Below are 20,886 nucleotides of genomic sequence, written 5' to 3'. Positions count from 1 at the left end.
CCGCGGTGCAGCGCGGCGGCCCGGCATGGCGCTGTCAGTGCGAGTTCGTCAGCGACGGATCGATATACAGGCTGACGTCCTGCGCCTGCTTGTACACCGCATTGCGCACATTGAACTTGTCCGCATTGGCGCTCGAGCCGTAGATCGAATCGAGCCCGTCACCCTTCCTGAACGCGTTCTTCGCTGCCGCCGCGTCGAGCAGATGCGTGCCCTTGAGCAGCGGCAGATACTGTTCCGGCGTCAGGCCCACGCGAGCCGACATGATCTTCACGGCGTCGCCCTGGGTCTTCGGATCGTTGACGTACGCGACGCAGCGATACCAGACCTTGATCACCTTGGCCCAATCCGCCTTGCGCGATGCGAGGCTCGCCGGGTTCACCGTGATCGCGTCGTAGATGAGGCCGGGCGCGTCGGCGGAGGTGAAGATCGGCCGCGCACCGGGCACGCGCTTCAAAGCCTCGCCGGCGGTCGGCTGCCATGCGGCGACCGCCGCGATATCCTGCGACGACCCGAGCACCTGCGGCAGCTCATTGGTTTTCGCGTTGACCAGCGTCAGATCGCTTTCCTTCATGCCGTGTTTGGCCAGCGCAGTATCGAGCAGCAGATGATCGACGAGGCCGACTTCGACGCCGACTTTCTTGCCCTTTAACGCCTCGACGGTTTTCGCCGACGGCTTGGCGATGATCATATCGTTGCCGCTCGAATAGTCGGTCAGCAGGATCATCACGTTCTTCGCGCCGCTTGCGCCGGTGACGAGCGCGTCGCCATTGGTCGCGCCGACGCCGTCGAGCTTGCCGGCCGAGAACGCATCGAGCGACGCGGAGTAATCGAACCACTCGAAATCGACCGCGACGTTTTCGTCCTTGAACCAGCCCTTGTCGATCGCGACCTGGAACAGCACCCAGCCGGGCCAGTCGCTATAGCCGATCTTCAGCGGCTCGGCGGCTTGCGCCGGGGCCGTGGTCGCGAAACCGACGGCGAGGGCGGTGGCGGCGCCGGCAAGACCGCGGCGCAGCGTGCGCGAGGCAAGAAGTTGGGCGCGTGCATATGCGAATGCTTTCATCGTGTGCTCCAGGAGACCGGGTGAAGTGTCGTCGTCGAAAGTTGTGGTGACACCTATCAGGCGGCCCGCGCTCGCGCGCGTGCCGGCGACATGGCCGGTTCCTGCGTGTGGTGTGCGGGCGCCGCCGCACAGTGAGTGCGTGGCGCAAGCCGGCCATGGAGAGGCACGACAGCGGTCGCTATCGCGGATCTCCCGGGCTTTTGTCCCGCCGTGTAGTGACGCCGTGTGGCGGCTTCGCAGCGACTGCCATTGCTGTGAAGCGCACCGCTGGCGCACCGGGCTGCTCTCGGACCAGACGTTCGTGTGAACCGGAACCCTAGCATCCCTAAGATGCGACTCCGCCGCACCTCTCGGGATACGGTGAAGCCAGAAGCGTGCCAATTGGATAGCAAGCGCGACTGGCGGCGTCGACAAGCGGTATCGATGCGCGGCATGCTCGACGATACTGTCAACCATCGCAGCGGCGTGAGCATGCCGCGTTCGCTGCCGGCCACACGTGCCAGACGCGCCACGCGCGCGGCACACGAGGTGCCGCGCTTTACAGTTGCTCGAGCGCCGCGAAGCGTTGATGGACGAATGCAAGGAACTGCTCGAGCCGTTCCTCGATTGCGAGCGCGAGTTGCACATGCTTGATGCGGCGGTCGTGCGCCGCGCTGGTTTCGATCAGCCAACCCGCATCGATCAGTTGCTGCACGTAGCGAACAGCGGTACGCCGGCTTACGCCCGGCATGAAATCGTAAAGCGCAGTCTTTGCGAACTGGTCGCCGCGATTGGCCCACATCTGGCAGAACAGGTCACTGTAATTCAGATCGTTGAGCCCAAGCTCGCCGAATTGCGCGGACCATTGATGGTCCATGTCGAGAATCGCGCGCGCAACCGCTTGCGCTTTGGTCCGGGCAATTTTCTTCATCGATTCACCAGCACGAGGAGGGGTGCACAGTTTATGTGCGCGTGAGCCCGCAAATGGGCGTGCCGCGGCTATTTTCCGCGCAGTTCCTGTCATCGCACAGACTTTTTTGACGCGTAGCGTTTCGCATGTAGAATTGCATGCAATTTTGCATCTAAATGAGACGACGCAATGCGCTTTGAACTGTTCAAGACGTTCTGGGGTTTTGCCGGCGGCCCGCGGGAAGCCGCACCGTTGGTGCGAGCGGCGGGCTTCGACGGCATCGAGGCGCCGGTGCCCGCCGATGCGGCGGCGCGCGAGCAATTCGCGCAAGCGCTTGCCGACCTGCAGCTCGAATTCATCGCGGAGATCACCACCGCCGGCAGCTATGTGCCGGACCGCCGCGCGACACCCGACGATCATCTGCGCGACCTCGACGCGAAGATCGCATGGGCCAAACCGCTGCGGCCACGCTTCTTCAATGTGATGGCGGGTTGCGATGCATGGCCGGCCGAGGTCCAGGTGGATTTTTTCGCACGTGCGCTCGATGTGGCGAACCGGCACGACGTGCTGTGCAGCTTCGAGACGCATCGCGGGCGTTCGTTCTTCAACCCGTGGATCACCCGCGACGTGGTGCGCGCGGTGCCGCAACTGAAGCTCACGTGCGACTTCAGCCACTGGGCGGTGGTCTGCGAGCGGCTGCTCGACAGCGAGTGGGACACGATCCACGAACTCGCGCCGCATGCGCACCACGTGCATGGCCGGATTGGCTATCCGCAGGGGCCGCAGGTACCGCATCCGGCAGCGCCGGAGTATGCGGAGTGTGTCGCGTCGCATCAGCGCATCTGGGAAGTGCTGTGGCAGGCGCAACTGGCCAACGGTTACGCCGTCACCACGATGACACCGGAGTTTGGCCCGGACGGCTATCTGCACACGCTGCCGTTCACCGACGCACCGGTCGCCGATCTGTGGGAAATCAACCAGTGGATCGGCCGCGAAGAGCGCCGCCATTTTGCGGCGTTCGCCCAACGTATGGCGGCGCTGGACGGAGGCACACCGCGATGAACTCGACACATCAGGTATTCGACCGCTTGCCGGTGGTCGACATCAACGGCCTGTATGACGAAGACCCGCAAAGCAAGCAGGCGACGGCACGCGCACTCGATCGCGCGGCCCGCGACGCGGGCTTCTTCTATATAACCGGCCATCGCGTCGCGCGCGAATTGCGTGCGGCGCTGGTGGAGCACGCGCAGCGCTTTTTCGCGGCGCCGCATGAATGGAAGATGCGTTACTACATCGGCGAGTCGCGTGCGCATCGCGGCTACGTGCCGGAGGGAGAAGAAGTGTTCGCGGCCGGCAAGCGCGACCGCAAGGAGGCCTTCGATACCGGCCGCGACCTGCCGCTCGACGATCCCGACGTGATGGCCGGCACGCCGATGCTCGGGCCGAACGTATGGCCCGATCAGCCGGGCTTTCGTGAGGCTATCAGCGCCTACTACGATGCCGCGTTTGCGCTCGGCAAAGTGTTGTTTGGTGGCTTCGCGCTGGCGCTCGATTTGCCCGACACCTACTTCGACGCCTGGCTGCGCAAGCCGCCGAGCCAGTTGCGCCTCGTGCATTACCCGTTCGATGCAACTGCGACGGACGCCGCCGGCATCGGCGCGCACACCGACTACGAATGCTTCACGATCCTGTTGCCCACCGCGCCGGGCCTCGAGGTGATGAACGGCGCCGGCGAATGGATCGATGCGCCGCCGCAGGACGATGCGTTCATCGTCAACATCGGCGACATGCTTGAAGTGTGGACCGGCGGCACCTATGTCGCGACGTCGCATCGCGTGCGCAAGGTGGCCGAGGAGCGCTATTCGTTTCCGCTGTTTTTCGCCTGCGACTATCACACGGTGGTGGCACCGCTGCCGCAGTTCGCGACGCCCGCGGCGCTCGAAAAGTACGCGCCGCTCGCGGCCGGCGACCATCTGTATGCGCAGACCGCGCAGAGCTTCAGCTATCTGAAAGCGCGCGTCGCGCGCGGCGAACGCCTGCTGCCGGATGGCGCGAAGCAGCTTGCGAGCTTCGGCCAGCAGGCGAAGTATGCGTCAAGCGGAGACTGATCTGCGCCGCTAGCGAACGATGCGTTGTTCGACGCGGCTCGTACGCGCGCTCTTCTGAAGCTCGATGAAACGCACCGAAAGCAATTCGTACAGCGTGCGCCGAAGCGCGACAAGAACAGACATGGCGGTGTACGGAAGGTTAGGGTCCCCATGTTGAGCAACGGTTATGCCATTGCACGCAGTCGATGTTGAAACCGCGCGCAAGCGCGTGCCAACGCAACGCAAGCCGCATGCACATGCATGCAAGCGAGCACGTGACGCCCGAACATGGCGCCTTGCCGCATTCAATTGGTGCGCGCTGCCCTGAGACAGGGCGCGCGCCGCATCGTCATGCCCATTGCACAGGCATGCGCCGAATCGCGCGTTGCGCCTTGTTTCCGCACGCTCTTTGCAGCAATGCGCGACGTTCTACGCACGCTGGCACAGTACTCGCTTAATAGGCATCCGAGAGGTGCGAAGCAATTTGCATCATCTTCAGGATCGCTAGGGTTCCGGTTGCGCCGCAAGCTGCTTGGCGCGATGTCTGGTCCGAGAGCAATCCGGTCTTGCCGCCCACCTTGCAACAAGGCGCCGGCGAGGCTCCACGGAGGGACAAAAGCCCGGGAGGTCGCGATGTCGGTTTGTCGCCCTCTCACGCTTATCCCAACCGTTACGAGGAGCCTTCATGGCGTCGAATTCCCCCATCGATCTTGCCCCGATCCCGCACGTGCTATGGGAAGCGGTGATCCCTGCCGGCACGCATTGGTCCGGCATCCTGCGCCGCGGCATCGCATTGCGCGTCGTCGATATTGAAGGCGGCGCGAACCTGTCGGCGGTGTTCTATCGCCAGGAAGATCCGCTCGAACGCTACAACATGGCCGACACGCTGAAGGCGCAGCACACCGCGCATCTGACGCAAGGCTTCGTGCTGTATTCCGACATGGGCCGCGTGATGACGTCGATCACGTCCGATACGCTCGGCTGGCACGATGCGTTCGGTGGCGTTGGCGACGCCGCGTTGTTCGCACGCAAGTATGGCAACGCGCGCTATCAGGAACTGCGCAACACGATGATCCGCAACGGGCGCGACAGCCTGTTGATCGAGCTCGCGAAATACGGGCTCGGCACGCGCGATCTGGTTGCCAACGTCAATTTCTTCAGCAAGCTGGTGCCGGACGATAACGGCGCGCTCAGTTTCGTCGACGGACATTCGCCGGCCGGTGCGTCGGTCGATCTGCGCTTCGAGATGAATACGCTAACGGCGTTTTCCTGCGCGCCGCATCCGCTCGATCCCAACCCCGAATACCAGCCCAAGCCCGTCAAGCTGATCGCGTATCGCGCGTATGCGACGGACGCCTCGGTGCCGTCCGACGACCTGTGCCGCGCGAAGTGCCCAGAAAACGGCCGCGGCTTCACCAACACCGATCGCCTGTTTATCTGAGGAGCGCCGCCATGACCATTATCGAAAGCAAACTGGACGCGCGCGACGCCGCCTACGACTACACGCTGCGCGCGGGCGAACCGTGGATGTACGAAGTGAAGCGTGGCCAGATTTTCCGCATCCTCGATCTGGAGGGCAATCAGGCGGTCGACACGCTGTTCTACAACAGCGCCGATCCGCAAGAGCGCTACAGCGCGCAGGACACGATCCGCGCGCAGATGAACCTGTATCTGAGCGGCGGCAGCGTGCTGATGTCGAACCTCGGCAACCCGCTGCTGACGATCGTCGCCGACACCTGCGGGCGTCACGACACGCTCGGCGGCGCGTGCGCGGCTGAAAGCAACACGGTGCGCTATGCGCACGACAAGCTTCATATGCACAGCTGCCGCGACAACTTCATGCACGCGATCACGCATTGCATGTGCGGCACCGGCGGGCATCTGACCAAGCGCGACATCGTCAGCAACATCAATTTTTTCATGAACGTGCCGGTCACGCCGCTTGGCAAGCTGACCTTCGCGGACGGTATTTCGGCGCCCGGCAAATACGTCGAGATGCGCGCGGAAATGGACGTCACCGTGCTGATCTCGAACTGCCCGCAACTGAACAACCCGTGCAACGGCTATAACCCGACGCCGGTGCGCCTCACGGTGTGGGAGGCGCAATGAGCTTCACCAAGGTGCTGGTCGCGAACCGCGGCGAGATTGCCTGCCGCGTGATCCGCACGCTGAAGCGGCTCGGCATCGCATCGGTGGCGGTCTATTCGGAGGCCGACCGTCACGCGATGCATGTGATGCTCGCCGACGAAGCGGTGTGCATCGGGCCGGCCGCCGCCGCGGCAAGTTATCTGAACGTCGACGCGATTCTGGCGGCAGCGCGTGCGACCGGTGCGCAGGCGGTGCATCCCGGCTATGGCTTCCTGTCGGAGAACGCGGGCTTTGCGCAGGCATGCGCGGATGCCGGCATCCGCTTTATCGGGCCGCAGCCGGCGCAGATGCGCGCGTTCGGTCTGAAACATACGGCGCGCGAACTGGCGCAGCAGAACCACGTCGCGTTGCTGCCGGGCACCGGTCTGTTGCCCGACGTTGGCACCGCACTTTCCGAGGCCGCGACGATCGGCTATCCGGTGATGCTGAAAAGCACCGCGGGCGGTGGCGGCATCGGCATGTCGCTGTGCCGCGATGCCGCGCAGCTCGAAGCGGCGTTTGCGTCGGTCGCCCGCCTCGGCGAAGCGAACTTCGCGAATGCGGGTGTGTACGTCGAGAAGTTCGTCGAAGCCGCGCGCCACATCGAAGTGCAGATCTTCGGCGACGGCGCGGGCAACGTGCTCGCGTTGGGCGAGCGCGATTGCTCGGTGCAGCGGCGCAACCAGAAAGTGATCGAGGAAACCCCGGCGCCGGGACTCACCGATGAAGAACGCACCACGCTGCATGCAAGCGCGGTGCGCCTCGCGCAGGCCGTCAAATATGAATCGGCGGGGACCGTCGAGTTCGTGTTCGACGCGACGACGCGCCGCTTCTATTTTCTCGAAGTCAACACGCGGCTGCAGGTCGAGCATTGCGTGACGGAAGAGGTGACGGGCCTCGATCTGGTCGAGTGGATGATCCGCCAGGCCGAAGGGACGCTGGCGCCGCTTGCTACGCTGGCACCGGTGGCGCGCGGCGCGAGTATCCAGGTGCGACTCTATGCGGAAGATCCGCACAAGCAGTTCCAGCCGAGCGCCGGCACGCTGACGCATGTCGCGTTTGCGGATGGCGTGCGGGTCGACACATGGGTCGACGCCGGCACCGAAGTCAGCGCATTCTACGATCCGCTGCTCGCGAAGCTGATCGTCAAGGGGGCGACGCGCGCCGAGGCGCTCGCGACGCTCTGCGACGCACTCGAGCGCACCCAGCTGTACGGTATCGAAACCAATCTCGACTATCTGCGCGCGGTGACCGGCTCCGATACCTGTGCGCGCGGCGTGCAGACCACCGCCTTCCTGTCGCGTTTCGTGTTCGCGCCGCACACCATCGATGTGCTCGACGGCGGCGTGCAGACCACCGTACAGCAGTTGCCGGGCCGGCTGGGCTACTGGGACATCGGCGTCCCGCCGTCGGGCCCGATGGACGACCTGTCGTTCGCGCTCGCGAACCAGCTGCTCGACAATCCAGCCGATGCGGCCGGGCTCGAATTCACGATGGTCGGCGCGACGCTGCGCTTTAACACCGCGACGCAGTTCGTGCTCGGCGGCGCGGCGTTGGCGGCGACGCTCGACGGCAAGCCGGTGCCGTTCTGGCGCGTGCTGCGCGCGCTGCCCGGTGCCGTGCTGAAGCTTGGCGGCGTGACCGGGGCAGGCGTGCGCGCGTGCCTGGCGGTGAAGGGCGGCCTGCAGGTGCCGGATTATCTCGGCAGCAAGGCGACCTTTACGTTGGGCCTGTTCGGTGGACATGCGGGACGTGCGCTGCGCAAAGGGGATGTGCTGCATCTGTCGGCCGGCGCGGATGAAGGCGACGCAGGCGCCGAATTGGCTGCCGCGCAGATTCCGCAGCTGACCCATGCGTGGACACTGCACGTGCTGAACGGCCCGCACGGCGCGCCGGACTTCTTTACGCCGGAAGACATCGAGATGTTGTACGGCACGAGCTGGACCGTGCACTACAACTCGAGTCGCACAGGCGTGCGCCTGATCGGCCCGGTGCCGAAGTGGGCCCGCGCCGACGGCGGTGAAGCCGGTCTGCATCCGTCGAATATTCACGACAATGCGTATGCGGTCGGCGCAGTCGATTTCACTGGCGATATGCCGGTGATTCTCGGCCCGGACGGCCCGAGCCTCGGCGGCTTCGTGTGCCCGGTGACGGTGGTGGCCGATGAGCTGTGGAAACTGGGTCAGCTGCGGCCCGGCGATACGGTGCGCTTTGCGCCGGTGCATGCGGCTGCGGCTGCTAAGTCGTCCAGTGGCGATGTGCCGGCGCCCGCGGTGCTTGCCGCCGCAACCGGCAGCCCCGTCGATGTGCCCGCAACCCGGCGCACCGATTCCGTCATCGCCGCCGCAACCGGCAGCGACGCCTGCGTCCTCGATCGCAATCCGGCCGCCGGCGACGGCATTGGCGTGGTCTACCGTCAATCGGGCGATCAAAACCTGCTGATCGAATACGGTCCGCTGGTGCTCGACCTGAATCTGCGCTTCCGCGTGCACGCGCTGATGAACTGGGTCGATGCGCATCGCTTGCCGGGCATCATCGATCTGACGCCGGGCATCCGTTCGCTGCAGGTGCATTTCGATCGCCGCGTGCTGTCGCGCGATGTGCTGCTCGCGCATCTGCAGCGCGCCGAAACCGAGCTGCCGGCGATCGACAACATGCGCGTGCCGAACCGCATCGTGCATCTGCCGCTGTCGTGGGACGACCCGTCGACGCGCATCGCCATCGAGCGCTATATGCAATCGGTGCGGCCCGATGCGCCGTGGTGTCCGAGCAATATCGAGTTCATTCGCCGTATCAACGGATTGAACAGCATCGACGATGTGAAGCGGATCGTGTTCGACGCGCGCTATCTGGTAATGGGGCTCGGCGACGTCTATCTCGGCGCGCCGGTCGCGACGCCGCTCGATCCGCGCCACCGGCTGGTGACCACCAAGTACAACCCGGCGCGCACCTGGACGCCGGAGAACGCAGTCGGCATCGGTGGTGCGTATCTTTGCGTGTACGGCATGGAAGGGCCGGGCGGGTATCAGTTCGTCGGCCGCACCGTGCAGATGTGGAACCGCTATCGCACCACGCGTGAATTCGAAGCGGGCAAACCGTGGCTGCTGCGCTTTTTCGACGAGATCCGCTTTTACGAAGTCAGTGAAGCCGAACTGCTCGATCTGCGCGCGGACTTCGTCGCCGGCCGCGCCAGCCTGAAGATCGAAGAGTCGGAGTTCGATCTCGGCGCCTACAACCGCTTCCTGCGCGACGAAGCGCCGTCGATCACGGCGTTCAAGAGCTCGCAACAGGCTGCCTTCGAAGCCGAGCGTGAACGCTGGAGCGCGGCTGGCATCGCCGCATATGTCGGCGAGCCCGGCGCCGATGCGAATGCGGCAAACGGCGCCGGCGGTGCTTCGGTCGAAGCGCTTGCGCAAGGCGTACGTGCGATCGTCGCGGACGTGTCGGGCAGCGTATGGAAGCTGCTCGTCAAGCAGGGCGAAAGCGTCGCCGAAGGACAGGCGGTCGCGATCGTCGAATCGATGAAAATGGAAGTGTCGATCACCGCGCTGGAAGACGGCGTGGTCGAAACGGTCGATTGCGCGGAAGGCGCAGCGGTGATCGCAGGACAGCGGCTGATGACGGTGAAGAGCGCCGTCGCAGCCAAGGCACTTGAAGAGGTGACGTGCAAATGACGCAACACAACCTGGACAACCCCGCAGCGGCGCAGACCACCATCGCGGCGCTGGCAGCGCGCTACCGCGTCGGCAGTCTGACGCCGGCCCAACTGGTCGAGCAGATCGCCGCGCGCACCGCGGGCGACGATCCGCATCACGTGTGGATCAGGCCGCTTACGCGCGACGAGATGATGGTCTACGCCAGCGCGCTGGCCGACAAGGATCCGCACAGCTTGCCGCTGTATGGCGTGCCGTTCGCGATCAAGGACAACATCGATCTGGCCGGTATTCCGACTACCGCCGGATGTCCCGCGTACGCGTACACGCCGCAGAAAAGCGCGGCGGTCGTCGAACGGCTGATCGCGGCGGGCGCGATTCCGATCGGCAAGACCAATCTCGACCAGTTCGCGACCGGCTTGTCCGGTCAGCGTTCGCCGTACGGCGCGGGCCGCAATGCGCTGGATCCGCGTTATGCGTCGGGCGGCTCGAGCTCGGGTTCGGCGGTGTCGGTGGCGCTCGGCATCGCGGCGTTTTCGCTCGGCACCGATACCGCCGGCTCGGGGCGCGTGCCGGCGGCGTTCCACGGTCTGGTCGGTTTGAAGCCGACCAAGGGTGTGCTGAGCACGCAGGGCGTGGTGCCGGCGTGCAAGTCGCTCGATTGCGTGTCGATCTTCGCGCACACCGCGCACGATGCGCAGCGCGTGTTCGATGTCGCGTGCGCAGTGGTGGACAGCGATCCGTACTCGCGCGCCTTTACGCCGCCGGCGCCGGTGCAAGCGTTCAGCTCGCTGCGCGGCGTGCGCTTCGGCGTGCCGCGCGCGGCGCAGCTCGAATTCTTCGGCGACGAAAGCTATGCGCAGGCATTCGACGTGGCGCTTGCGCGTTTGCGTGACGCAGGCGCGCAACTAATCGAAGTCAACTTCGGGCCGTTTCTGGCTGCCGCGCGGCTGTTGTACGAAGGGCCGTTCGTCGCCGAGCGGCTGGCGGCGATCCGCTCGTTCTTCGAGCAGCAGCCCGACGCGCTGCATCCGGTGATCCGCGAGATCATCGGTGGCGCGGCCAAATGGAGCGCGGCCGACCTGTTCGCCGCGCAGGATCAGCTAGCCGCGCTGCGCCTCGAAGCACAGACCGTATGGAACGGCATCGATGCGATCGTGATGCCGACCTCGGCCACCACCGCGACCGTCGACGAACTCGAAGCGGATCCGATCCGCGTCAATTCGCGCTTTGGCTACTACACGAATTTCGTCAATCTGCTCGACCTGTCCGCGCTTGCGGTGCCGGCGGGGCAGTGCACGGTCGGCAAGCACAGCGGCCTGCCGTTCGGCGTGACCTTCGTCGGCCGCGCACACGACGATGCAGCGTTGCTGCAGCTGGCGTATGCGTGGCTCGGCGAAAGCGGCGAAGCGCGCGGCACGCCGACGGCGGGCAGTGTGGACCCAACGAGCGCTGGACAAGATGCCGATGCTTCGGTGCGGGTGGCGGTGGTCGGCGCGCATCTGCGCGGCGAACCGCTCAACTTTCAGCTGACGCTGCGCGGCGCACGCTTTATCGAGGCGACCACCACGTCGTCCGACTACCGGCTCTACGCGCTGGCCGTAGCGGGCGGCGGCGTCGCCAAGCCGGGCCTGGTGCGCGTGCCGGCGGACGGCGCGCCGGTCGAGCTGGAAGTGTGGGAGCTGCCGCTCGCCGCATACGGCAGTTTCGTCGCGGAGATTCCGGCGCCGCTCGGTATCGGCACCTTGCAGCTGGCCGACGGCTCTCGCGTGCAGGGTTTCCTGTGCGAAAGCATCGCGCTCGCCGGTGCCACCGACATCACGTCGTTCGGCGGCTGGCGCGCGTATCGAGCCAGCCTCGACGCGCGTTGAGCGTAGCGAGTGGACTTCATGTTGCGTACGCAATCGACCCACCCCAGGAGAATCCGATGACCCCCTCGGCCAACAGCCGGACCGAATGGTTTGCCGTGCGCCGCGAACTGTCGGGCAGAAGCCGCTGGGTACTCGCGCTCGGCTCGTTCGCGCTGCCGGTTATCGTGTGGTGCATGGTCAGCTATCTGCCGTTCGTGTGGCACCCGCAGATGCTGGTCGAAAACCCGGGCAGCGTCGACTATTTCCAGCCCGGCATGCGGGTCGACAAGGCGACTTTTGCCGACGAGCTCTCGCAGGCCAAGGCAAAGCACACGGCGCTGCCCACTGGCGAGGCAGTCAACCCGGTGTATCTGCCGGCGCCTCACGAAGTGCTGCGCGCGTTCTACACCGCGTTCACCACGCCGCCCGCGTCGCGCGACGGCCCGTGGCTGCATCAGAGCCTGTGGCACAGCATCCAGGTGATCTTCTGGGGCTTCGTGATCTCGTCGCTGATCGGTGTGCCGCTCGGCATTATCTGCGGCACGTACAGCACGCTGGCGCGGCTGCAGGAGCCGTTCATCGAGTTCTTCCGCTACCTGCCGGCGCCCGCGTTCGGCGCGCTGATGGTGGCGATCCTCGGCATCTACGACGGCCCGAAAATCGCGATCATCGTGATCGGCACCTTGTTCCAGCAGGTGCTGATCGTCGCGAACACCACCCGCAAGCTCGACTACGCGCTGTTCGAAGCCGCCATGACGCTCGGAACGAAGAAACTGAAGCTGCTGTTGCACGTGGTGATTCCGGGCATTTTGCCGGACCTGTACCGCGATCAGCGCATCCTGCTCGGCTGGGCGTGGACTTACCTGATCGTCGCGGAACTGGTCGGCACCAGTTCGGGCATCACGTGGTACATCACGCAGCAGGCGCGCTACGAGCATTTCGACAACGTCTACGCGGCGATCATGATGATCGGCATCATCGGTCTGGGTACCGATCTCGTGCTCGCGTGGGTCGGCCGCAAGCTGTTCCCGTGGGACCGCTCGCTCAAGACATGACTATTTCCGTGGATCGTCCGATCGCCAACTCACAGGGTTTCAACATGTTGAATCCGCAACCGGTTCCACCGTACCTGCTGCAGTCCGACGCGGTGCGCGAGCGCTTCGAGCGGCTCAAGGCACGCGAAGTGATGCTTGACGTGCGCGAGCTCAGCAAGCGCTTTGCAACCCCGCAAGGCGAGCACGTCGCGCTCGAGCGCGTTAGCTTTCAGACGCATCGCCGCGAATTTGTCTGCGTGATCGGGCCGTCGGGCTGCGGCAAGTCGACGCTGATCCGCATCCTCGCCGGGCTCGAGCGGCAAACCAGCGGCTCGGTGCTGGTCGACGGCACGCCGGCCGATGGGCCGGGCGCCGACCGCGGCATGGTGTTCCAAGGCTATACGCTGTTTCCGTGGCTGACCGTCAAGAAGAACGTGATGTTCGGGCTCAAGATGAACGGGCTCGGGCGCACGCAAGCCGAGCGCGAAGCGCTGCAGTGGCTCGATCTGGTCGGCCTGACGAAGTTCGCGGACCACTATCCGCATCAGCTGTCGGGCGGCATGAAGCAGCGGGTCGCGATTGCGCGCGCGCTGGCGAACCGGCCGCGCATTCTGCTGATGGACGAGCCGTTCGGCGCGCTCGATGCCCAGACCCGCGCAAAGATGCAGACGCATCTGCTCGATATCTGGCGCAACGTCGACGTAACGGTGCTGTTCATTACGCACGATCTCGACGAAGCGATCTTTCTGGCCGACCGGATTCTGGTGCTGAAGGCGAACCCCGGCGAGGTGCAGGAATTGATCGAGGTGCCGGTGCCGCGGCCACGCAATTATTCGCAGGTGACGTCGCCGGAGTTCGTCGCGACCAAGGCGCGGCTCGAGGCGCTGATCCATCCGCCCACCCACGACGACCACGACGACGACGGCGTGAAGCCGCATCTGATACGGATGACCGACGTTTCGGACAACGTCGAGTAAATCCGCGCGCGCTGCGGCCGCCGGGTCAATCCTCGAGCGGCACTTCAAAGTGCGCGTGGCAGCCCGGGCATTCGGCCGGCGCGAATTCGCCCTGCGCGGGCTGCAGCAGCAGCGGCTGTTCGATGCCGGTCAGATAACAGACCGGGCACGGAAAGGCTTCGTGCGAACGCAGCCGGTGCCAGCGGTCGACAAAGCGCTCGACATCCTGCGGCGACGTGCCGATCGACTCGAGATGGTCGAGCAGCACGTGAAATAGGGCGGCATTTTGCATCGCGGTCTCCGGTGCGCCGGTCGATGCTAGCACGCGGCAGCGAGCTTTCTTTTCTGACGGTACGCGTGCGTGGCGGGTTACGTGCGCCTGTGCCGCCGCGCCTGTGTGTCTCCCGCATCGTAGCGGCCCGCCCCGCGCGCTGCTCAGGAGCCCGTACGCACGGCGTGCAACCCCCTCTTTCTTATGACAGGCGGCAGATTGCCCGTGCGATGCGGGTCGATCGCCGCTTTTCGGCCCTTTAAGTTCCGGTTAAGAGTTCGCTTTTACATTGTTCGAGCCGTGCGGCATGCGGGGCGGACGCCGCCTCGCGCCCGCACGACCGCTTTCGTGAACTACCGGGGGGTGGTGAACGAAGACCATCGTCGACGCCCTGTCGACTGCCGCAAGGCGAAGATGGCGGCGGTACCGGCTGCCACCCGGCCTTGCAGCAGGCCGGCGGCGACCTTCAAAACCCGGCATTCAGCCGGGTTTTTTCTTTGGCGTCGCGTCTCATATGACCGAGCGCATTGCGGCGGCAGCGTCCGGTTTTCGGCGCTTTGCGGATGGCTTGCCCGTTACGGGGCCTACTCTCGACCGGATGGAACACGCTGTGCTGGCCAATCAGGCGCGCACGGTTTGAAGGCAAGCCGTCGGCCCGGGCGGGGGCGCTCCGGTGGAAAACTGTATAAGCATACAGTATAGTATCCGTCGGATTTCAGCTTCGACAGCCGGCTGGCCGCTCGGCAAGGGTGCCGCGCCTGGCGTCGAGTCGGCGTCAAACCGGCGTTTGCATTCCGGCGTACATTCATTCCTTTGCGCCGCCGCCGGCGCTCGCCCGCATCGAATCACTCAATCGAACGCTCATTTTGACGGATAGCAAATTGTCATCTCATGGAACGATCCGCATCCGCGGTGCTCGCCAGCACAACCTGAAAAACGTCGACCTCGACCTGCGCACCGGCGAAATGACGGTCGTGACGGGGCCGTCCGGGTCGGGCAAATCGAGCCTCGTTTTCGACACGCTTTACGCGGAAGGACAGCGTCGCTATGTCGAGACGTTCAGTGCGTATGCACGCCAGTTTCTCGACCGCATGGACCGGCCGCAGGTCGACCGCGTCGACGGGGTGCCGCCGGCCATCGCGATCGATCAGACCAATCCGGTGCGCAGTTCGCGCTCCACGGTCGGCACGATGACCGAGCTGAACGACCACCTGAAGCTGCTGTATGCGCGCGCGGCCGAACTGTTCGACCGCAAGACCGCGCAGCCGGTGCGGCACGACACGCCGGAGACGATCTACGCGGAACTGGGCGCGCGCACCGGCGCGCAGGATCCGCGCATCGTCGTCACCTTTCCGGTCGAATTGCCGGAAAGCTCCAGTGAGGCCGAAGTCGAGCAATGGCTGTCGGCGAGCGGCTATACGCGCGTCGAGGCGCAGCGCGAAGTCGCGTCGCCCACCGGCACGCGCAAGGTGCTCGACGTGGTCGCGGATCGTTTCCGGCTGCATCAGGTCGACAAGGCGCGCGTCGTCGAAGCCATCGAAGCGTCGCTCAAGCGCGGCGGCGGGCGCGTGAACGTCTATGTGCGGCAGGAGGCGGAGCAGGCCGACGGCGCAGCGAGCGCGCCGCAGATCTGGCGGTTTTCCACCGGCTTGCACAACCCCGACAGCGACCTGCGCTACGCAGACCCGCAACCGGCGCTGTTCTCGTTCAATTCGGCGTACGGTGCGTGCGACACCTGCCGTGGTTTCGGCCGCGTGATCGGTGTCGATCTCGGCCTCGTGATCCCCGACGAGCGCAAGACGCTGCGCGGCGGCGCGATCAAGCCGATGCAGACACCCGCGTGGAAGGAGTGCCAGGACGATCTGATGCGCTACGCGGCCAAGGCGGATATCCGCCGCGACACGCGCTGGTCGGAGCTGACCGACGCAGAGCGCGACTGGGTGATCAACGGTTCGCCCGACTGGGACGGCGAATGGCAGCGGCAGTGGTATGGCGTCAAGCGCTTCTTCGCCTATCTCGAGTCGAAAGCGTACAAGATGCACATTCGCGTGTTGCTGTCGAAGTACCGCAGCTATACGCCGTGCGAAGTGTGCGGCGGCGCGCGGCTGAAGGTCGAGTCGATGCTGTGGCGGCTGGGCACCAAGGCCAACGCCGACGCAGTGCTGGAGCCGGCGCAGCGCTTCCTGCCGCGCGGCGTCGACTGGTCGCGCGCGCAGCTCGAGGCGCTGCCCGGCCTGACCGTGCACGATCTGATGCTGCTGCCGATCGAACGCATCCGCCGCTTCTTCGACGACATCACGCTGTCAAGCGCGCTGCTCGACGATGCGCTGAAGCTGCTGCTCGCCGAAGTGCGCACGCGCCTCAAATACCTGTGCGACGTCGGCCTCGGTTATCTGACGCTGGACCGGCAAAGCCGCACGCTGTCAGGCGGCGAAGTGCAGCGTATCAACCTGACCACCGCGCTGGGCACGTCGCTGACCAAGACGCTGTTCGTGCTCGACGAGCCGAGCATCGGGCTGCATCCGCGCGACCTGAACCGCATCGTCGAGGCGATGCAGCGGCTGCGCGACGCCGGCAATACGCTGGTGGTCGTCGAGCATGATCCTTCGGTGATGCTCGCCGCGGATCGGCTGATCGACATGGGCCCGGGCCCCGGCGAGCGCGGCGGCACGATCATCTTCGATGGCGAGCCGCAGGCAATCCGTTCGGCCGGCACGCTGACGGGCGAGTACCTGAGCGGCCGCAAGCACGTTGCCGATGCCGCGCACTGGGCACGCCGGCCGGTCGATGCGGGTACGCCGCGCATCGTGCTCGAGGGGGCGCGCGAACACAATCTGCGCGACGTCGACGTCGCCATCCCGCTGCAGCGGCTCGTCTGCGTGACCGGCGTGTCTGGTTCGGGCAAGTCGACGCTGGTGCAGGATGTGCTGTATCCGGCGCTCGCGCGCCATCTCGGCAAGGCCACCGAATCGCCGGGCGCGTTTCGCGCGCTGTCCGGCGCCGAGCAGATCGGCGACGTCGTATTCGTCGACCAGTCGCCGATCGGCAAGACCACGCGTTCGAATCCGGCGAGCTACGTCGGCGCGTTCGACGAGCTCCGCAAGTTGTTCGCGAAAGCGCCGCTCGCGGCGCAGCGCGGCTATAGCGCCGGCACGTTCAGCTTCAATTCCGGCGACGGGCGCTGCCCGACCTGCGGCGGCTCGGGTTTCGAGCACGTCGAAATGCAATTCCTGAGCGACGTCTATCTGCGTTGCCCGGACTGCGACGGCACGCGTTACCGCGCCGAAGTTCTTGAAGTGAAAATCGAGCGCGGCGGCCGCTTGCTGTCGGTGGCCGATGTGCTCGAGCTGACGGTCAACGAAGCCACTACGCTGTTCGCCGCTGATACCGAAGTGCTGCGTGTGCTGCAGCCGATCGTCGATGTCGGGCTCGAGTATGTGAAGCTCGGCCAGCCGGTGCCGACACTGTCGGGCGGCGAGGCGCAGCGGCTCAAGCTGGCAGGTTTCCTGGCCGAGACCGCGCAGACGGCCGGCGCGCGCAACAAGAAGCAGGCCGACACGGCGCGGCTCTTCATGTTCGACGAGCCGACCACGGGCCTGCATTTCGACGACATCGCGAAGCTGATGCAGGCGTTCGGCAAGCTGCTCGCGGGCGGTCATTCGCTGGTCGTGATCGAACACAATCTCGACGTAATCCGCGCCGCCGACTGGCTGATCGATCTCGGCCCCGAAGGTGGCGACGGCGGCGGGCGGGTGCTGTGCGTGGGCACGCCCGACGACGTCAAGCAGTGTGCCGGCTCGCATACCGGCGCGGCGCTGGTGCAATACGACGACGCGATGGGCAAGGCCATCGAACCGGCCGAAGCAGCCAGCGCCGGCGTGCCGCTGCAAAAGACGCTGGCCGCGGCGCGTGCGCGGCGCGCGGTGGAAGGCGAGGACGTGGTGCGCATCGTCAATGCGCGCGAGCACAATCTGAAAGCGCTCGACGTCGATATTCCGCATGGCCGCTTCAATGTGATTACCGGCGTGTCGGGCTCCGGCAAGTCGACGCTTGCGTTCGACATCCTGTTTCACGAAGGCCAGCGCCGCTACCTCGAATCGCTGAACGCCTACGCGCGCTCGATCGTGCAGCCGGCGGGGCGTCCCGAAGTGGATGCGGTGTACGGCATTCCGCCGACGGTCGCGATCGAGCAGCGCTTGTCGCGCGGCGGCCGCAAGAGCACGGTCGCCACCACCTCCGAGGTGTGGCACTTCCTGCGCCTGCTGTACGTGAAACTCGGTTTGCAGCATTGCATTCACGACGGCACGCCGGTCACGTCGCAAAGCATCGAGTCGATCGCGGCGCAGTTGCTGCGCGATCACAAGGGCCAGCACGTCGGCATGCTGGCGCCGCTGGTGGTGAACCGCAAGGGCGTCTATACCGATCTCGCGAAGTGGGCGAAGGCGCGCGGCAATACGCATCTGCGTGTCGACGGCGAATTCGTGCCGGTCGACCCGTGGCCGAAGCTCGACCGCTTCCGCGAACATACGATCGAACTGCCGGTTGGCGATCTCGTCGTATCGGCGGATAACGAAGCCGAACTGCGTCGCCTGCTCGAAGCGACGCTCGAGGCGGGCAAGGGCGTGATGCATCTGCTCGCGCCACTCGACGGCCTGCAGCATGCAATGGGCAATGGCGGCACGGCGCAGGTCGGCGCGGTCAAGGTGCTGTCGGTCAAGCGCGCGTGCCCGGTGTGCGGCACCAGCTACCCCGAGCTCGACCCGCGCATGTTCTCGTACAACAGCAAGCACGGCTGGTGCACGACGTGCGTCGGCACCGGGCTCGCGCTCACGCGCGAACAGCGCGCCGCATACGACGACACCGTACTGGTCGACGATAACCGCGGCCGCGAGCAGACCTTGCCTTCGGAAGAGCAGGAACCGGAAGGCGTCGGCGCCGAGCCGTGCCCGGATTGCCACGGCACACGGCTGAATCCGGCGGCGCGCGCGGTCACGTTCGATGACACGGCGATCGTCGCGGTCGCGCAGTGGACCGTATCGGATACGCGCCGCTGGGTCGACGGGCTGAAGCTCAAAGGCCGCGAGGCGGAAATCGCGCGCGATGTCGTCAGCGAAATTGCGAGCCGCCTGCAGTTTCTCGAAGAGGTCGGGCTCGGTTATCTGAGCCTCGACCGCGCGGCGCCGAGTCTGTCCGGCGGCGAAGCGCAGCGTATCCGTCTCGCCGCACAGTTGGGCAGCAATCTGCAAGGCGTGTGTTACGTGCTCGACGAGCCGACTATCGGCCTGCATCCGCGCGACAACCAGATTCTGCTGAACGCGCTGCGCAAGCTCGGCGACAAGGGCAATACGCTGGTGGTGGTCGAGCACGATGAGGATACGATCCGCCGCGCCGATCACATCATCGATATCGGTCCGGGCGCCGGCAAGCGCGGCGGCACGCTGGTCGCGCAAGGCTCGGTGGCGGATCTCGCGGCGCAGCCGGACTCGCAGACCGGCCAGTTTCTCGCGCAGCCGATTCCGCATCCGCTGCAGCCGCGCCGGCCGGTGGTCGCGCCGGGCAAGCGCGCGGCCGCGGTGCCAGAGCAATGGCTCACGGTGCACGGCGGCAAGCTGCACAATCTGCGCGATGTCACCGTCGGTATTCCGTTGGGGCGTCTGGTGGCGGTGACGGGCGTCAGCGGCTCCGGCAAGTCGACGCTCGCGCGCGATGTGCTGATGACGAACCTGCTCGACGCAGTCGGCCGCTCGGTGCTGTCGTCGCCGGCCACGCGGCGCGCGCGCAAGGCCGCGCAGCAAGGCGAGCCGGCCGTTAACCGGCGTGCCAGTGTGCTCGCGCGCAGCGCGCCGCGAGCGGCGCTGAACGTTGCGCATCACTGGCAAGGCTGCGAATCGATCAGCGGTTTCGAGGCGATCGACCGCGTACTCGAGGTCGATCAGACACCGATCGGCAAGACGCCGCGTTCCTGTCCGGCCACCTATATCGGCGTGTGGGACGCGATTCGCCGCCTGTTTGCCGAGACGCTCGAGGCACGGGCGCGCGGCTACACCGCGTCGCGCTTCTCGTTCAACACCGGCGATGGGCGCTGCCCCGCCTGCGAAGGGCAGGGCGTGCGCACCATCGGCATGAGCTTCCTGCCCGACGTGAAGGTGCCGTGCGACGTGTGTCATGGGCAGCGCTTCAACCCGGAGACGCTTGCGGTGACCTGGCGCGGCAAGAATATCGGCGACGTGCTGACCATGGAGATCGACGAAGCAGCGGAATTCTTCGCAGCGATGTCGAATATCGGGCACCCGCTGCAATTGCTGAAGGACGTCGGGCTCGGCTACCTGACGCTGGGGCAGCCGTCGCCGACGCTGTCGGGCGGCGAGGCGCAGCGTATCAAGCTGGTCACGGAGCTCAGCAAGGTGCGCGACGACATCACGCGGCGCGGGCAGAAGGCGCCGCATACGCTGTATGTGCTCGACGAACCGACCGTCGGGCTGCATATGGCGGACGTTGCCAGGCTGATTCGTGTGCTGCACCGGCTGACGGATGGCGGCCACAGCGTGGTCGTGATCGAGCACGATCTCGATGTGATCGCCGAGGCCGACTGGATCATCGATCTGGGTCCTGAAGGGGGCGTGGGCGGTGGCATGATCGTCGCGGCGACCGATCCGGAAGGGCTCGTGAAGGTCCGTGCGAGCCATACCGGGCGTGCGCTCGAGCCGGTGCTCGCGCGTGGCGGCGCGGCGCGCGAGGCACTCGACGAAGCGCAGCAGGGAGCGGCTTGATCGTTTGACGAGTTGAGGGTTTGCGGCGAAAGCGTTCTGGGCGGCGCGTATGTGCTTATGCGCGTACGGCCGCCTGCCGCCCGGGCCGCACGCTGCACGAGTTGTGCCTCATGCTTCATCCGTCATGCCGCCCGCCTCGCGGAAATTCGCGGCCTGTTTGGCAAGCCGCTCGCGCGCGCGGCAACC

Annotated in this window: 12 protein-coding genes and 2 riboswitches; of the genes, 9 read left to right on the top strand and 3 right to left on the bottom strand. The window is 65.8% G+C overall.

Annotated elements, in window-relative coordinates:
- Window positions 1-34 precede the first annotated feature (34 nt).
- The gene (locus ACYVNQ_RS11150; protein ID WP_460902535.1) at window positions 35-1,063 is read right to left on the bottom strand and encodes an ABC transporter substrate-binding protein; all 1,029 of its coding nucleotides are present in this window, start codon (window positions 1,061-1,063) and stop codon (window positions 35-37) included.
- A gap of 187 nt (window positions 1,064-1,250) precedes the next feature.
- Window positions 1,251-1,394, bottom strand: a riboswitch (guanidine-I (ykkC/yxkD leader).
- A gap of 207 nt (window positions 1,395-1,601) precedes the next feature.
- The gene (locus ACYVNQ_RS11145; RefSeq protein ID WP_460902534.1) at window positions 1,602-1,973 is read right to left on the bottom strand and encodes a MarR family transcriptional regulator; all 372 of its coding nucleotides are present in this window, start codon (window positions 1,971-1,973) and stop codon (window positions 1,602-1,604) included.
- A 168-nt stretch (window positions 1,974-2,141) separates the two neighbouring features.
- Between ACYVNQ_RS11145 and ACYVNQ_RS11140 the strand changes: the two genes are divergently transcribed.
- From ACYVNQ_RS11140 to ACYVNQ_RS11105, 8 genes are all read left to right on the top strand, one after another.
- The gene (locus tag ACYVNQ_RS11140; protein ID WP_460902533.1) at window positions 2,142-3,014 is read left to right on the top strand and encodes a sugar phosphate isomerase/epimerase family protein; all 873 of its coding nucleotides are present in this window, start codon (window positions 2,142-2,144) and stop codon (window positions 3,012-3,014) included.
- Entirely contained in the window at window positions 3,011-4,060 is a 1,050-nt protein-coding gene (locus ACYVNQ_RS11135; protein ID WP_460902532.1) for an isopenicillin N synthase family dioxygenase, read from the top strand. The genes ACYVNQ_RS11140 and ACYVNQ_RS11135 overlap by 4 nt, the downstream gene beginning before the upstream one ends.
- Window positions 4,061-4,532: 472 nt before the next feature.
- Window positions 4,533-4,668, top strand: a riboswitch (guanidine-I (ykkC/yxkD leader).
- Between the two features lie 56 nt (window positions 4,669-4,724).
- Window positions 4,725-5,480 (top strand): urea amidolyase associated protein UAAP1, encoded by a 756-nt coding sequence (locus tag ACYVNQ_RS11130; protein WP_460902531.1) that lies wholly within the window; start codon window positions 4,725-4,727, stop codon window positions 5,478-5,480.
- Between the two features lie 11 nt (window positions 5,481-5,491).
- Entirely contained in the window at window positions 5,492-6,148 is a 657-nt protein-coding gene (locus tag ACYVNQ_RS11125) for an urea amidolyase associated protein UAAP2 (RefSeq protein WP_460902530.1), read from the top strand.
- Complete coding sequence (uca, locus tag ACYVNQ_RS11120; RefSeq protein ID WP_460902529.1) at window positions 6,145-9,840, top strand: urea carboxylase; 3,696 nt, start codon at window positions 6,145-6,147, stop codon at window positions 9,838-9,840. Before ACYVNQ_RS11125 ends, uca begins: the two co-directional genes overlap by 4 nt.
- Window positions 9,837-11,690, top strand: coding sequence for an allophanate hydrolase (atzF, locus tag ACYVNQ_RS11115; RefSeq protein WP_460902528.1), 1,854 nt, complete (start codon window positions 9,837-9,839; stop codon window positions 11,688-11,690). Before uca ends, atzF begins: the two co-directional genes overlap by 4 nt.
- 56 nt (window positions 11,691-11,746) lie before the next feature.
- Complete coding sequence (locus ACYVNQ_RS11110) at window positions 11,747-12,724, top strand: ABC transporter permease (protein WP_460902527.1); 978 nt, start codon at window positions 11,747-11,749, stop codon at window positions 12,722-12,724.
- Between the two features lie 44 nt (window positions 12,725-12,768).
- Entirely contained in the window at window positions 12,769-13,680 is a 912-nt protein-coding gene (locus tag ACYVNQ_RS11105) for an ABC transporter ATP-binding protein (protein ID WP_460902697.1), read from the top strand.
- A gap of 25 nt (window positions 13,681-13,705) precedes the next feature.
- Here the strand turns inward: ACYVNQ_RS11105 and ACYVNQ_RS11100 are convergent, their stop codons facing one another.
- Window positions 13,706-13,951 carry a hypothetical protein gene (locus ACYVNQ_RS11100; RefSeq protein ID WP_460902526.1) on the bottom strand — a complete coding sequence of 82 codons (246 nt, stop codon included), beginning with the start codon at window positions 13,949-13,951 and terminating at the stop codon, window positions 13,706-13,708.
- 860 nt (window positions 13,952-14,811) lie between these two features.
- Between ACYVNQ_RS11100 and uvrA the strand changes: the two genes are divergently transcribed.
- A complete protein-coding gene (uvrA, locus tag ACYVNQ_RS11095; RefSeq protein WP_460902525.1) occupies window positions 14,812-20,700 on the top strand; it encodes an excinuclease ABC subunit UvrA in 5,889 nt (1,962 codons plus the stop codon).
- Window positions 20,701-20,886 lie beyond the last annotated feature (186 nt).

The sequence above is a fragment of the Paraburkholderia jirisanensis genome, assembly GCF_054782355.1.
This window is presented reverse-complemented; position numbering and strand designations above follow the sequence as displayed.

Excerpts from the sequence above, each read along its gene's own strand:
- ACYVNQ_RS11140 (WP_460902533.1), top strand. The coding sequence starts at position 2,142 with ATGCGCTTTGAACTGTTCAAGACGTTCTGGGGTTTTGCCGGCGGCCCG.
- ACYVNQ_RS11105 (WP_460902697.1), top strand. The coding sequence starts at position 12,769 with ATGTTGAATCCGCAACCGGTTCCACCGTACCTGCTGCAGTCCGACGCG.
- ACYVNQ_RS11125 (WP_460902530.1), top strand. The coding sequence starts at position 5,492 with ATGACCATTATCGAAAGCAAACTGGACGCGCGCGACGCCGCCTACGAC.
- ACYVNQ_RS11100 (WP_460902526.1), bottom strand. The coding sequence starts at position 13,951 with ATGCAAAATGCCGCCCTATTTCACGTGCTGCTCGACCATCTCGAGTCG.
- ACYVNQ_RS11145 (WP_460902534.1), bottom strand. The coding sequence starts at position 1,973 with ATGAAGAAAATTGCCCGGACCAAAGCGCAAGCGGTTGCGCGCGCGATT.
- ACYVNQ_RS11135 (WP_460902532.1), top strand. The coding sequence starts at position 3,011 with ATGAACTCGACACATCAGGTATTCGACCGCTTGCCGGTGGTCGACATC.
- ACYVNQ_RS11110 (WP_460902527.1), top strand. The coding sequence starts at position 11,747 with ATGACCCCCTCGGCCAACAGCCGGACCGAATGGTTTGCCGTGCGCCGC.
- ACYVNQ_RS11130 (WP_460902531.1), top strand. The coding sequence starts at position 4,725 with ATGGCGTCGAATTCCCCCATCGATCTTGCCCCGATCCCGCACGTGCTA.
- uca (WP_460902529.1), top strand. The coding sequence starts at position 6,145 with ATGAGCTTCACCAAGGTGCTGGTCGCGAACCGCGGCGAGATTGCCTGC.
- atzF (WP_460902528.1), top strand. The coding sequence starts at position 9,837 with ATGACGCAACACAACCTGGACAACCCCGCAGCGGCGCAGACCACCATC.
- ACYVNQ_RS11150 (WP_460902535.1), bottom strand. The coding sequence starts at position 1,063 with ATGAAAGCATTCGCATATGCACGCGCCCAACTTCTTGCCTCGCGCACG.